Annotated in this window: 11 protein-coding genes; 6 read left to right on the top strand and 5 right to left on the bottom strand. The window is 31.9% G+C overall.

Annotation, left to right across the window (positions count from 1 at the left end; all coding sequences use genetic code 11):
• The first annotated feature begins 2 nt into the window (after positions 1 to 2).
• From MJQ71_RS14230 to MJQ71_RS14255, 6 genes are read left to right on the top strand one after another with little or no spacing between them, the layout of a single operon-like run.
• Entirely contained in the window at positions 3 to 1,397 is a 1,395-nt protein-coding gene (locus MJQ71_RS14230) for a hypothetical protein (protein ID WP_238807296.1), read from the top strand.
• Positions 1,390 to 2,265 carry a 6-hydroxymethylpterin diphosphokinase MptE-like protein gene (locus tag MJQ71_RS14235; protein WP_238807297.1) on the top strand — a complete coding sequence of 292 codons (876 nt, stop codon included), beginning with the start codon at positions 1,390 to 1,392 and terminating at the stop codon, positions 2,263 to 2,265. Before MJQ71_RS14230 ends, MJQ71_RS14235 begins: the two co-directional genes overlap by 8 nt.
• Positions 2,262 to 3,164 carry a glycosyltransferase gene (locus MJQ71_RS14240; RefSeq protein WP_238807298.1) on the top strand — a complete coding sequence of 301 codons (903 nt, stop codon included), beginning with the start codon at positions 2,262 to 2,264 and terminating at the stop codon, positions 3,162 to 3,164. The genes MJQ71_RS14235 and MJQ71_RS14240 overlap by 4 nt, the downstream gene beginning before the upstream one ends.
• A gap of 5 nt (positions 3,165 to 3,169) precedes the next feature.
• Positions 3,170 to 4,048: a glycosyltransferase family 2 protein gene (locus tag MJQ71_RS14245; RefSeq protein WP_238807299.1), complete on the top strand. Its 879-nt coding sequence runs from the start codon at positions 3,170 to 3,172 to the stop codon at positions 4,046 to 4,048.
• Positions 4,038 to 4,793: a WecB/TagA/CpsF family glycosyltransferase gene (locus MJQ71_RS14250; protein WP_238807300.1), complete on the top strand. Its 756-nt coding sequence runs from the start codon at positions 4,038 to 4,040 to the stop codon at positions 4,791 to 4,793. Before MJQ71_RS14245 ends, MJQ71_RS14250 begins: the two co-directional genes overlap by 11 nt.
• Positions 4,790 to 5,764, top strand: a complete 975-nt coding sequence (locus MJQ71_RS14255) for an NAD-dependent epimerase/dehydratase family protein (RefSeq protein WP_238807301.1) — start codon at positions 4,790 to 4,792, stop codon at positions 5,762 to 5,764. The genes MJQ71_RS14250 and MJQ71_RS14255 overlap by 4 nt, the downstream gene beginning before the upstream one ends.
• A 204-nt stretch (positions 5,765 to 5,968) precedes the next feature.
• On the opposite strand, the gene MJQ71_RS14260 is transcribed toward MJQ71_RS14255, so the two are convergent.
• From MJQ71_RS14260 to MJQ71_RS14280, 5 genes are all read right to left on the bottom strand, one after another.
• Positions 5,969 to 7,339, bottom strand: coding sequence for a phage tail-like protein (locus MJQ71_RS14260; protein WP_238807302.1), 1,371 nt, complete (start codon positions 7,337 to 7,339; stop codon positions 5,969 to 5,971).
• Positions 7,340 to 7,444: 105 nt separating this feature from the next.
• A complete protein-coding gene (locus tag MJQ71_RS14265) occupies positions 7,445 to 8,851 on the bottom strand; it encodes an exopolysaccharide biosynthesis polyprenyl glycosylphosphotransferase (RefSeq protein ID WP_238807303.1) in 1,407 nt (468 codons plus the stop codon).
• Positions 8,852 to 8,933: 82 nt separating this feature from the next.
• Entirely contained in the window at positions 8,934 to 10,460 is a 1,527-nt protein-coding gene (locus MJQ71_RS14270) for a capsule assembly Wzi family protein (RefSeq protein ID WP_238807304.1), read from the bottom strand.
• On the bottom strand, positions 10,457 to 11,908 hold the full coding sequence (locus tag MJQ71_RS14275; RefSeq protein ID WP_238807305.1) for a capsule assembly Wzi family protein: 1,452 nt from the start codon (positions 11,906 to 11,908) through the stop codon (positions 10,457 to 10,459). Before MJQ71_RS14275 ends, MJQ71_RS14270 begins: the two co-directional genes overlap by 4 nt.
• A 133-nt stretch (positions 11,909 to 12,041) precedes the next feature.
• Positions 12,042 to 14,045: a T9SS type B sorting domain-containing protein gene (locus tag MJQ71_RS14280; protein WP_238807306.1), complete on the bottom strand. Its 2,004-nt coding sequence runs from the start codon at positions 14,043 to 14,045 to the stop codon at positions 12,042 to 12,044.
• Between the last annotated feature and the right edge of the window lie 32 nt (positions 14,046 to 14,077).

Here is a 14,077-nt window from a genome sequence, read left to right on the forward strand (position 1 = left end):
TAATGACTTGGGGGAATTTAATTAGTGCTAGTGTAAGGCTCGTTGTATTCACTCCACTAATCTTAGTGAGATACAGTGCAAATGATATTGCTTTTTGGTATATGCTTATGACAATAAATTCATTTGCGACTGTATTAGATTTTGGTTTTTATCCAACATTCTCACGACTAGTAAGTTATGCTTTCAATGGTCTAACAAGCATTAGTGATGTAAGTGTAAATAAACCTAATCATACATCATCAACTAACTGGCATTTAATGAGTAGAATTTATGGAACAACCGGTGCAATATATTCTATATTAGGAGTTTTTATTTTCATAATATTAATTATATTTACATATGATCCAATAAATCATGTAATCAGTCAATCAAGAACCGGTACAAAAATGTTGTGGATAGCGTACTTTGTTTTTGTTTCAGGCGAATTTTTTAATTTTTTTACTAAAAAATATGATGCAATTCTGATTGGGACTAATCATGTTGCTTTAATTAATAGATGGAACATAATAATAAATACATTCAATGCACTAATCTCCATTTTAATAGTTTACTTAGGTGGTGACGTTTTAGCATTATCTACTAATCATCTTCTCTTCTCAATAATCCTTTGTTTAAGAAGTAAATATTTAGAAGCTATTATTTGTGAAAGAAAATTTAGCAAGATGACTTTTTTTGATTTTGATAAAGAAATATTTATATGGGGTTGGACACCGATATGGAAGTCTGCAATCCTAATTCTTTGCTCAACAGGCATAACTCAAGCCTCTGGAATAATTTATGCAAAAATTGGAAATACTTCAGAGCTAGCTGCATATTTATTAACACTAAAACTAGTATCTACCCTTGCACAATTTTCGCAAGCACCATTTTATTCAAAACTACCAATTTTTTCTGGATTGAGAGTAAAGCACCAATTAGAAAGTTTGATTAAACTTTCTGCCAACTCTATAAGGCTTTCACTTCTTGTTTTTGTTTTAGGAGCATTTCTACTTCTATTTTTTGGAGACTATTGTTTATACATTATTGGTAGTAATGCACAACTTATAAAAACAGAAATAATAATGCTTATGCTTTTTGTTTGGTTCTTAGAAAGGCATCATGCAATGCATGCTCAAATTTATGTTACAACAAATGATGTTCCATTTTATAAAAGTGCTATAATCACAGCTATTTTTTATATTGTAATTGCCTACTATTTATTACCACATTTAGGGGTACTAGCATTCCCAATAGCTCATGGTTTATCAAATTTACTTATTAATAATTGGTGGAATGTAAAATTATCTATTTCATCATTAGAAACTTCTTTTATCACGTTTTTTAAGAAAAGTGCTCTTTTACCTTTTTCAATACTTATATTTTTAATATTAATAAAAACTTTATTAAAATATGTTTAAAAAATTCACAAAAAAATTGTTGTCAAAAGTATTTTATTTGTTTGTAGAACAATATTCATTTGTTCATTTAAACAAAAATTCAATTCTAAAATTAATGTGGTATAGTCTAAGATTTAGATTAGTTGATTGGGGAATTCTCTTAACAAAAAACGAAAAAAAAATCGCTTCTCTAAGGAATAAGTACAAAGGCAAAAGATGTTTTATAATTGGCAATGGACCTTCTCTTAACACTTTAGATCTTTCAAAATTAAAAAATGAATTTACATTTGGAGTAAATGCAATATACTTAAATTATGAGAATATGGGTTTTTATCCGAACTTTTACGTAATTGAAGATTATTTAGTTGCAGAAGATCGTGCCGAAGAGATAAATAGTTATAATAAATCAGACCTTAAATTTTTTGGAACTTATTTAGACTATGTTCTAAAAAAAGATAGTAAGAGTATACATCTTAATGTGCAAATGAAATATACAGAGCCTTTCTCACCTTTTTTTTCTACAAACTGTGTTCGAAAATTAGGCGTTGGTGGTAGTGTAACATTCTTATGTTTGCAACTTGCTTATTACATGGGTTTTGAAACTGTATATATGATTGGCTTCGATCATAATTATCATATTCCTAAAGAAGCTAAATTAGACGAGACAACCGTTATCTTATCAGAAAGCGATGATATAAATCATTTTTCTAAAAGCTACTTTGGTAAAGGTTATAGATGGCATGACCCTAAAGTTGATAGAATGGCAATGGGGTTTTTAGAAGCCAAAAATAAATTTGAAAAGGATGGCAGAAAAATAATTAATGCAACTAATGGCGGAAAACTTGAGGTTTTCCCTCGTGTTACTTACAATAAAATTTTTCAACAATGATTTCAATTGTTATTTGCACATACAATCCAGATTTAAAGATATTTAAACGGGTTATCGATGCTATCGGGAATCAAAGTGATAAAAACTTCGAATTTATCATTATTGATAATAATAGTTCATTTTCTATTTCAGATTTAGACTTCGTTAAAAACTCCCATGCGAAAGTACTTAGAGAAGGTATCCCTGGTCTAACTGCAGCTCGAAAAAGGGCTACTATTGAATCGAGTAATGATTTAATAATATTTATTGATGATGACAATGTTATTTCATCTAATTATGTTGAAAATGCTAAGGAAATAATGTCAAACAATAATCAAATTGCAGTTATCAGTGGTTTGATAACGCCAGAGTATCAAAGTCCACCTCCAAGCTGGGTTATAAATTTTGAAGAAATGTTAGCCATTAGGAAAAAAAATATCTCAGAGTTAAGGTTAACAAATGATTTCACTTATAATTATACATTTCCTATAGGAGCCGGAATGGTTATAAGAAAAAATATAATGGAAAGTTATTTTCAAGAAATTTCAAATGGAAAATTGCTGATAGAGGGTAGAATAGCGAATGAATTGACTTCTGGAGAGGATACTGATATTTGTTTTTTTGCTATTAGTAAAGGTTACTATATTGGTATTAGCAGTTTATTAAAATTAACACACATAATCCCATTATTTAGAGTTCAGATAGAATATTTATTAAAATTAGCCCCTGCATTATTACAAAGTAATTATTTAATAAATTCAAAATGGAAACCCGTTATAGGCAAGAATATCTTTAAAGATTTTGACAAATCAAAATTAGAAGTATTTATTAGGTTAGTTTATTATTCACTGGTTCGTACTAAATCAAATCAAATAAAACATAAATATTTTTTAAAATTACTAAGTTTATTAAATAAATAATTTGCATGATTTATATTTGTATTCCTGTTTTTAATCGTCTTAATTATACCATTAAGTGCATAGAAAGCATTAAAAGTCAAACTTATTCAAACTACAAGATAGTTATTTGTGATGATGCTTCAACAGACCAAACTTTTAATTATATTCAAAGTAATTACCCAGAAATTATTGTGCTAAAAGGTAATGGCAATTTGTGGTGGACAGGTGGGACCAATGTGTGTGTAGAGTATGCACTATCAGTAGCAAATGATACTGATTATATATTTACAATTAATAATGATACGGAAATGGAGCCAAATGCACTAGAAATAATATTAAATTTCTCAGAGCAAAAAAAAGGATGTATTGTTGGATGTGTAAATGTTTTTTTTAATGACCGAGATAAAATTGAACCTTCCGCATTTGTCAAAAAAAACACCTTCCCTTTTAGTCTCTATCACGATTTTCTTAATAGATGGGGAGATAATCTACATAAAATAAAAAATGAATTTGCAGAGGTTGATTCCCTAAGTGGGAAAGGAGTCCTAATTCCAATAAAGGTATTTAAAAAAATAGGTTTGTATAATTTCGAAAAACTTCCACACTATCATGCTGATACAGAGTTCACTAGGAGAGCCAAAATAACAGGTAAATATGGAATATTTATTAATTATAAAGCAAAAGTTTTTTCACACCAAGAATTGTCAGGTATAGGTCAACGAAACACAGAACCGAAAATTAAAGAATTTTTCCATAGTTTTTTTACAATAAAATCAGCAAACCATTTTAAAACTCTTAAAAATAGAGCACAGTTAATTTATCAACCATATTGGAGAACATACCTATTTTTTAATGTGTTAAAAATTATTTTGGGATTCATCAAAAGAAAAATCTATGAACGTTAAAATTTTAGATATTCAGATATATAGTCTTACTATTGAAAAGGCTATTAGAGAAATCTTATGCGATATTAACAATAGCAAGAATAGATTAGTAAGTGCCACTGGAGCTCATGGTCTTATAGAGACTACAAAAAATAACGATTTTAGACATATCCTTAAATCATTTTATATGAATCTCCCTGATGGAATGCCCTCGGTATGGGTAGGGAGAATGAAAGGTGCAACAGAAATGCAAAGGTGCTATGGTCCAGACTTTTTTGCCGAAATGATGTTAGCAACGCATGATAAACCAATTAAGCATTTTTTTTGCGGAGGGAATGATGGTGTCGCAGACATGCTAAAACATTCATGTGGAATAAAATTTCTAAACCAAAATATTTGTGGCACATATTGTCCTCCTTTTTTAGCAATTGATAAATATAACTATCCAGAAATTGCTAATTATATAAACGATTCCAAGGCTGATATTGTTTGGATTGGACTAAGTACACCAAAACAAGAACAATTTGCATATAATTTATCTAAGTATACTAATGTTGGAACTATCATTTGCGTGGGTGCTGCATTTGATTTTCATACTGGTCGAGTCAAACAAGCTCCAAAATGGATGCAAAAAAGAGGGCTGGAGTGGTTTTTTCGTTTAATAGTAGAGCCAAAACGGCTATACCAAAGATATTTAGAGATAGTACCAAAATTTATTTATTATAATGTATTAGATTTTTTAGGATTTTTTAAACCAAATAGATGATGACAAAAAAAAGAGCATTAGTCTGTGGAGCAGGCGGCTTTATAGGCGGACATTTAGTTAATAGATTACAAACTGAAGGCTATTGGGTAAGAGGTGTCGATGTAAAACAAAACGAATATGGTAATGATAAAGCAGATGAGTTTTTAATAGCTGACTTGACTTATCCAGATGCTGCTAAAAACGCTGTTGAAGGAGGGTTTGATGAAGTATATCAATTAGCTGCAGATATGGGTGGAGCAGGGTACATATTTACTGGTGAAAACGATGCTGCGGTAATGCACAATTCTGCTCTATGCAATTTGAATGTACTGCATGCAGCACAGTTGTCGGGAGTAAAAAAAATATTTTATTCATCGTCTGCCTGTATGTATCCAGAATATAATCAATTGGATCCAAATAACCCAAAATGTGCTGAGGACTCTGCATATCCAGCAGCACCTGATAGTGAATATGGTTGGGAAAAGCTATTTAGTGAACGACTATATTTAGCTTACCAGCGAAATCTTGGCATAGAGGTAAAAGTTGCACGTTTTCATAATATTTTTGGGCCAAAAGGTACATGGCGTGGAGGAAAAGAAAAAGCTCCAGCAGCCATGTGTAGAAAAGTAGCAGAAGCAGAAGATGGTGGTACTATCGAAGTTTGGGGTGATGGGCAGCAAACAAGATCATTTCTATATATTGATGAATGTTTAGAAGGAGTTCGTAGATTAATGGAGTCTGACTTTTCGGGCCCAGTTAATATTGGTTCGGAAGAAATGATTTCAATCAATGATTTTGCCAAATTGGCGATTGAAATTTCTGGAAAAAATTTAAGTATCAAAAATATACCTGGTCCACAAGGAGTTAGAGGGAGAAACTCAGATAATGAATTAATTGCTACAAAATTATCGTGGCGACCATCTAAGAGCTTAAAAGAAGGCATGGAAAAAACATATTCATGGATTTCAGCACAAGTTAATCAAAACAAATAAAAAAATTTAATTAATTTAATGTCGTTTCCTCCATTTGATAGGTTTAGGTTATCACTTATCAAATGGAAACAAATAGAAAAGGAAAATACAATAATGTTTATTGAGTAATCTCCAACTCAAAGTTAGTCATTTCAAATATCTCTAAATAAAAAAACCTCGAAAGGAAGTCTTTTCGAGGTTTTTTTATTTCTTATTAAGATTTCGTTATTTTCTCAAACGTTCATTCTCCATTTTTAAAGCCTTAATTTCCTTATTCATTTCAATCATATATAACGTTAATTCCTCGATTTTCTCCATAAGTTTTGCTGAAGTCTGTGTTACATCTAAGCCATTTTTTGACATTTCCTCTGCTGAAGGCACATTTGGCAAATGCTTATTTTCTTTGACAAATTCTTCAACTTTATCTAATGACATTAATTTGTATGACGGATCAAACACATAATCAGCCCAATCTGCTGTTCCTTTCAAAGCAACTTTAACTTTTTCGGTGATAATACCATCTTGAACAATTAGTCGATAGCTATTAGTAGGAGACGGCATAGCAAAAGCTGCATCAAAATTGCCCACAGCAAGGTACCCAACAGTTTGTGAAACAGTGGAACCTGTGTTGATTTTAAGGTTTTTATTATCAAACTCGCCCTTAATAAGGGGGTTAGCAGTACTTGTGTTTGCTAAATATAACTTGTTACTTCCTGTTTCATTTCTACCCGCTTGATAACCCAAAAACAAATTGTTTGACCCTGTTCCAGTACGACCAGCTTCACCTCCAATTGCAACATTATTAATCCCTGTACTGGTGGTAGCAAGTGCGTTTGATCCGATAGCAACATTCCAAGAACCTGTAGTATTAGCTATTAACGCAGAGTTTCCAATAGCCAAATTATTTCCTCCAGTAGTATTTACAGTTAAAGATGAAACTCCTAACCCTAAATTATAACTACCTGTTGTGTTATTTTGAAGAGCAAAAGCACCAGCAGCAACATTCCCTGTACCCGTAGTATTAAATCTAAGAGCCAAATCCCCAACAGCAACATTACTAGAACCACTACCTGTTGTTAGGGTATTATATCCATAACCAACATTGAAGGCTCCTGTATTATTAAGACCTGAATTTCTTCCTAAGAAAACCTGACGAGTTGCAGAATTATTATCTATAAAACCAGCTCGGGTATTTTCAACTCTAAATCTCAATGGCTGAGCATCAGTTGTACCGATAAAGTTTGCAGAAGTTGTACCTGCATTTCCTATCAAAGTCCAGTCACCATCAACACCTGCAACAGAATTAGCATTAGTTGCGGTTGTAAGAGGTTTCCATTCTTTACCATCATAAAAATAAAACCCTGAAAGCATATCTGTCTGATAAACCATCAAACCAGTAGCTGGATTTTGAATTGTATTTCGTTGTTGCAAACTTAGTCTTGGAATCAATAAACCTTTATTCGTTGAGCTTACTTCTAAAGCTGCTGAATTATCCGGTCTAGTAGTACCAATACCTACATTGTCTTTTTGTGCGAAGGCAGCAATGCTTGAGCCGAATAGCACGCCATAAGTGAGTAATTTGTAAAGGATTTTCATCGATAATTGAATTAAAATTTAAAAATCTTTTTTTTTATGAATCAAAAATATAATACTTTTTTGATATAGTAAAAATAAAATGGAGTATTTTATTTAATGGTTAATCTATTGGCCTCTTCCCTGTACCATTAAACGCATCGTTTTAACAATTAATACCAAATCTAGGCTTAATGAAAGCTTATCTAAATAAATTAAATCATATCTCATTCGTTGTACATTTTGTTGAGCTGTTGAGGCGTATCCAAAATGTATCTGACCTAATGAAGTTAAACCAGGTTTTACAGCTAATAATTTCTGAAACGAATTGGGGGCTTCCTTCGTTAGCATTTCAACATCATAATCAGGTAATGGTCTTGGGCCCACAATTGACATATCTCCAAGTAGTACATTAAAAAACTGCGGAAGTTCATCAAGCCTAGTTTCACGCATGAAGCTTCCCCATGCCGATATACGAGGGTCTTCACGTCCAATAGAATGTTTGTCACCATTGAGTAGTCTTTGAGCAATTTCATCTGCATCAACATACATACTCCTAAACTTATAAATTTTAAATGGTTTTCCCCACTGTCCTGTTCGTTTTTGTGAAAAAATGATTGGTCCTTTAGAGGTAAGTTTTGTAACAATGGCTAAAACAATAAATATAGGTAGACCAAATATGATAGCAAATATTGAAAATCCGATATCAAATACTCGTTTTAAATGGTGATAGCTTTCATTCGGTGGTGTTTGCGAAATTTTGAGTATCGGAATTATATCATGGAACTCAACACTAATACCTTTCATTAAAAATCCTCTGAAATCAACTAAAAGCTTTACTTCAACACCATATTTATGAGACATATTTACCAATTTCTGCAATTTGCTCGTTGTTAAATAGGGTTGACAACAATAGATAAAGTCAACCAATCCCTCTTGAATTTGGTTTTCAAGTGTTTCGAGGGAATAAACTTTTCCGTTTCCTGTATCTACTTCTACTTCATCAAAATAACCACGAAACTGATGCCCAAGAGCAAGATGATTCTTATAAAAATCTACAATGCTTGAGGAAAGCTCACCAAATCCAACCACAACAAACTTTTTACTATTTTGCCCACTTGCTCGATACCATTTGATAAAGTTAATTCCTAAAATACGCCAAACTAACCCCATAATAAAAAAGATACTATAGGTAATTAATAAATGTAATGGCGTATAATACTGCTCATTTAAGAATGAAAAAATAAATGATGTAATGAGCAAATGTAATCCTATAATGAGTATAAAATTATATAAAATCCTTGTCAAATTGAGATTGATACGATTTTCAGCATAAGGCTTACTAATCAAGACAAATAATAACCACAACAAATTAACAACTACAATAAATGTTTTGAAATGTATAGAGATATGGTCATTAAAATGAAAATAGCGAAGATAATAAGATATTCCTAAGGCAATATTTAGTGAAAAGAAATCATTAAATAGCCCTAAAAAAGTAAAGTATGGAATTGAGTTAGTATTAGTTTTAGGCATAGTCAAGTCTTTTATAGTGCAATTTTACTTCAATATTTCCAAAATAAATAATTGAACGGTAAAAATTTATTATTCGGTAATTTCAATTTAATTTCTTTTTAACGCCAAAATACACGCCAAAACTATTTGGTAACAGCAAACCACTATCAAAACCAAATGAGCAATTATAATATAAATTAGTAGCTTGATGAAATACCGTTGTTGTATTGGCAAATGAAAATTGTTTAATGGTTGATTCAAATGGCGTTCTATAAGTTCCCCAATTTCTGCTTAAGGAAAAACGTGTCTGATTCACGATATTATCTAAATATCCCAACGACAACGCACCATAAATACTTGCTACACGATTATTATTAGTAAAAAACAAAATCGGATTATCATAAATATAATTTTGCGGTAAATCGTTTTTTATAGTTATTTGTGGCAGGATAAATGGCGAGCCAACTCCATTTTTACCATAAGCCCAGCCATTAATAAATTGACCATGATTGAAGTAATCATCTCTTCCTCTAAGTTCATCTATTCCTTGTTCTGGTCCTAGTGAACCACCTTGGTTTTGTGAGTTAAACACTTCTAAAACTAGTTTTTTGAATATCAATTTATTTTGATTAAAATACTCATTATTAGCAATAGAAAAACCATATAGCCCATCTGAAACATTACTTAACGAAACAAGAGTACCATCATCATAAACACTTTGCTTATAGAGCATCAATCTATATTTTTTGATTTTTATTTCAGCCCCAATATCTATTGTTCCTATATGGTTTCCTACCCTATTCGTTAAATCGTAAGATGTATAATTTGATAAATTTATTCGTTTCTGCCTTTCAGTATAATTTAAACTAATTCCTGAAACTAAATATAAATAGTCTGAAAAGGTTGATGGAAGTCTATTATCAACTACAGACGATAACCTAAATGGCAAATCCAAACTTCCGCCCCATTGAACTTGATGATTAAACCCACCTAAAACATTTATTTTCCAACTTGGTTTTCCTATTTTTGCATAAAACCACTTTTGATGTAGATACGAGTTTTTTAAGGCTGTACTATTATCAAACCAACCATGTGCATAACCCATGTTCACGGCTAAAACTTTATGTTTCCCGATTGGGGCATATCCAATGGTTGACAGTTGTAGTTTTGGCATTGGTAGAGCATTGCCCGACCAAATAAACGAACCTGAACTGAGTGTAGAATCAACTATTCCAAAAATCTCACGTCTCCTACCTGCGTACAATTCAAAAGCTTTGAAACGAACTTTAAAGTACGCTTCAGGAAATAATATTTGATTTATTTTACCAGCATTGACCACCATTTGAAGGCCATAACCATAAGAAAATTTAGATTTTCTAGCAATTGTTATCTTACTCGTATCAGATGGAATAGCATAATTGTTTTTATAATCTTTCCAAAGTCCACCACGTATAGTCAAAAACTGTGATTCAACTGGTACTATTCCATATTGGTTTGAACGTAACCAAAATGGACTAGTTTTTGAATTAGAAATAAGCAAACCAGACTCTAATTGATAATTAGTGTTTTGTCCAATTGAATCAATGGTATATAAAAGTAATAAACAGCAAGCGTATATATATTTTATCATTCCCAAAGTTTTTTTACTGTAAAAATGAATCCAGCATTTTTAGGATAAATCTTTCCAACATCAAGTGCTGCTTGAATTCTTAATTCGGTTGTTTTATTGTATTTTAGAACAGTGGATAAACTACTAGAAAATTGCTCATAAGTATGTGAGAAATTAGTAAATCGTCTGCCACTGTTGGTTGTGTATAAATTCTGCGATACGAAAGTGAGTTCATTCGTTAACTGAAAATTTAGTGCTAAATAATAGCCCTTAACTCTATTGTTGTTAACAAGGTCATTTGAAACAGGAAATACATCTAATGTTTCATTTTTAGTCGTTATCAGTGGCGTTCCAATAATATTCCCATGATAACTCCATCCGTCAAGATATTGATAATGTGTAAAATAGTTTTCTAATTCCCAACCTACTTCTTTCGTAAATAACAAGGGTTTTGTGCCTTGATTTTTAGAATAGAAATATTCAAATAAGAATTTTTTAAAAAAAAAGGGTTTTTGTGGATGCAAATTTTGGATGCTAACACCGTTTAATCCATCTCTAATATTGGCAAGTCTTAATAAAGCAGCACCTTGCTCGTAAAGATTTTGTCTATATACAAATACACGGTACTTTGGTAGTTCGTATTGAAAGCCCAAATCTATTGTACCTAGCTGATTTCCTACTCGATTCTGCAAATCTCCTACTGTAAGGTTTTGACTTGCTTTTTTAGACACATATTTGAGCGGAAATACAGAATAAATATATGCATAAATATTATTTGCAAATGGCTGTGTTGGTAATGAAGGATTGTATCCACCCCATTGAACTTGATGATTGATTCCTCCAAATAATTTTAATTTTGAGTTTTCTCTTCCAATACGCCCATATAAAGATTTTTGATGCAGATAAAAGGATTTGACTTGACCATAATCACCAAACCACCCATGAGCATAAGTCCCTTTTATTGATACAAGACCTTTTCCAATTATTGGGATATAATTTGGAATAGCAATCTGAATTTTAGGCATTGGTAAAGCATTACCAGACCAAATATATGAACCAGAAGTCAGTAACGTGTCAACTAAACCAAAAACTTCTTTTCTACGGCCACCATAAAATTCAAATATTCCATATCTAACTTTTAAATAAGCTTCGGGTAGTAAAAATGCACTTTTGTCACCCACATTGGTAACAGCCCACGCTCCATAACCAATATCGAATTTACGTATTTTGTTGTTTGTATTTTTAGTTGAATCGTAATCTTTGTGTAAGGCTCCTCTAATTGTCACCGATTGCGAATTTAAAGAAACTGTTCCATATTGATTGGAACGTAGCCAAAAAGGCGTTTGACTTGAAGTAGATTGATAAGTGCCTGTTTCTAATTGGTATTTTATATTTGTGAAAACATTTTGTGCAAACCCATTGTTAACACATAAGCAGATACAAAAAATTATTCGTAAATATATTTTCATAGAAACGTTTTTAAGTCATCACTACAAGACTTATAGATACATACGTTCAATATTGTCTCTTAGTTGCTTTACATTAGCAACTAAATTTCAGACGTAAATCTCTACTTATAGTAATCGGTGAAAAGGGGGGTAATTATCTTAAAAGTACAAATTTACCATTTTTTTTCAACTCTTTACCATCATTGAGCTTCGCATAAATTTTATACGTATAAGTATCTGTGGGGGCTAAGGTGTTTTGTACCTGACCATTCCATGTTTCTAATGGACTGTTTGAGCTAAAAACAGCATTTCCCCAACGATTATACACTACTATTTCAAAATCAATAATTCGGTTAATCAACCCTTTCACTTCCAAATTATCATTTATATTATCACTATTTGGAGAAAAAGCATCTGGTAAAAATAACTTTATTTCAATTGGTATTGAAAAAATATTTGAAAAACTTTCTTTTCCATCAGCTGAAAATATTTTTATCCTATATTTTGCCTCCACTTCAAAATTATCCAAAATAGGTTTATAGGTATGCTCATTAGGATTATTTGTTTGCTCAATTGATGGTAAGTTAGTAAGTTCGTCAAAACTCTGCACTACATAACTATTGACTAATGTATTACCAAAAGGAGATGTACTTGACCATTGTAAAAGTCCATTGCTGGCTTGATTGAGAAAAACTGAACAAAAAGCAGGTGAAAGTTCCGACTCGCTGTCACATTTATCAACAAAAGATACTTGATAACAATATGATTTTTGCGATGCATCAACCGCATCTGTTAAAACTTGAACAGTTAAAACACTATCTATTTTTTTAAAATCATTTGACTCAACTCTATAAAGGCGGTATATATTTCTATCTAGTGTCCACGAACTATTATCAGTAAAATTAATCGAAACTGCATTAGTTGGTGTCACCGAAGCAAAGCCATCTGTTAAAGCAGGCGGTCGAACGCTATCACGGTTAATACATTGTTTTTGACTTACTGTTGCTGTTTCAACATAATTCGCAGTAGTGTATCCAGCATAAGCGAGCGTTACTTTTGATGAAAGTGTATAACAATATTTTTTACTACAATCGGCCGTATTATCAATGTAAGGGCTATTGACATTACTAAAAATAGTTTTATTATTTCCTTCTTCTCTAATAATTTGATTATTTACTTGATTGATGAACGTAAATACACCAGTATTCTGAATTTGTCCAGTTGGAATGGGTTGCCAAGAAATCTCATTTTTATCGTCAATTGGCTTTAATATAAAAGGAGATGTACAAACCTCATTTGAATATTCGGTACATAATGCTCCAGACCTACCAACGAAGAAGCATTGACTTTTTGTTTTATCTGTAATTGGCATTTTGAAAACACCTGATTTCACTTTATCGGGTAAAAAACTAATCGGATTACCCGATTCATCAATTGAACGACTAGAAATATTGTATTCGGCGTCGGGATTTCCTTTAAGGGTGATTGTTGCTTCAGTTCCGTCTTCGTTCAATTCTAACTTTTCGATTCGAGGGAACATTTCTCCTCTGTCCATTTTTACGGTAATTGGCTGAGCAGCAGGACAATTATTTGGAATTGTATAAATTCCTTCGACCAAAAGATTTTGTGTGTTTGATGGCGGAAATGTTTTTTTTATGGAATAAGGAAGTATTGTACCAACAGGAATATTATCAATACTGCCATCGCCCCATTTTACTCGGTATGAATCAAAATTATTGGCTGGCGAATTTCTGATAGTGAGTTGAATAACAGAATTATTGCATGCTTCGTAACTTATGTCTGGCTTGTTATTTTCTCTGACATAAACAACATCGCAATAATACATGTCTTTGCCATTTTTTTTGCCGTATTGTAAGATTACATATTGTCCTGCGGCCAAGAAAGTCCATTTGGGAACAGTTATCGAACTGACATTGACAAGTTTGGCAGCATTTTCTCCATTATAGCCATATACATATTTTACATCCGTTCCTCCAGAAATATCTTTCAATTTTATTTCTTGACCAATGCAAACCGACGATGGCCCATCGAAAGTAAAACCACCTCTTTCAACTCCAGTCGTAATGTTACACACACCTTGTGCCAAAACCCTTGCTGAAACAAACAGAAGAAAAAATATCTTTGAAAAAGTATTCATATATGGTTAATACGCCAATTATACCTACAAAA

It is taken from the genome of Emticicia aquatica, assembly GCF_923079645.1.
Taxonomy (GTDB): Bacteria; Bacteroidota; Bacteroidia; order Cytophagales; family Spirosomataceae; genus Emticicia; species Emticicia aquatica.

Excerpts from the sequence above, each read along its gene's own strand:
- MJQ71_RS14235 (WP_238807297.1), top strand. The coding sequence starts at position 1,390 with ATGTTTAAAAAATTCACAAAAAAATTGTTGTCAAAAGTATTTTATTTG.
- MJQ71_RS14275 (WP_238807305.1), bottom strand. The coding sequence starts at position 11,908 with ATGAAAATATATTTACGAATAATTTTTTGTATCTGCTTATGTGTTAAC.
- MJQ71_RS14255 (WP_238807301.1), top strand. The coding sequence starts at position 4,790 with ATGATGACAAAAAAAAGAGCATTAGTCTGTGGAGCAGGCGGCTTTATA.
- MJQ71_RS14280 (WP_238807306.1), bottom strand. The coding sequence starts at position 14,045 with ATGAATACTTTTTCAAAGATATTTTTTCTTCTGTTTGTTTCAGCAAGG.
- MJQ71_RS14245 (WP_238807299.1), top strand. The coding sequence starts at position 3,170 with ATGATTTATATTTGTATTCCTGTTTTTAATCGTCTTAATTATACCATT.
- MJQ71_RS14270 (WP_238807304.1), bottom strand. The coding sequence starts at position 10,460 with ATGATAAAATATATATACGCTTGCTGTTTATTACTTTTATATACCATT.
- MJQ71_RS14260 (WP_238807302.1), bottom strand. The coding sequence starts at position 7,339 with ATGAAAATCCTTTACAAATTACTCACTTATGGCGTGCTATTCGGCTCA.
- MJQ71_RS14230 (WP_238807296.1), top strand. The coding sequence starts at position 3 with ATGACTTGGGGGAATTTAATTAGTGCTAGTGTAAGGCTCGTTGTATTC.
- MJQ71_RS14265 (WP_238807303.1), bottom strand. The coding sequence starts at position 8,851 with ATGCCTAAAACTAATACTAACTCAATTCCATACTTTACTTTTTTAGGG.
- MJQ71_RS14250 (WP_238807300.1), top strand. The coding sequence starts at position 4,038 with ATGAACGTTAAAATTTTAGATATTCAGATATATAGTCTTACTATTGAA.
- MJQ71_RS14240 (WP_238807298.1), top strand. The coding sequence starts at position 2,262 with ATGATTTCAATTGTTATTTGCACATACAATCCAGATTTAAAGATATTT.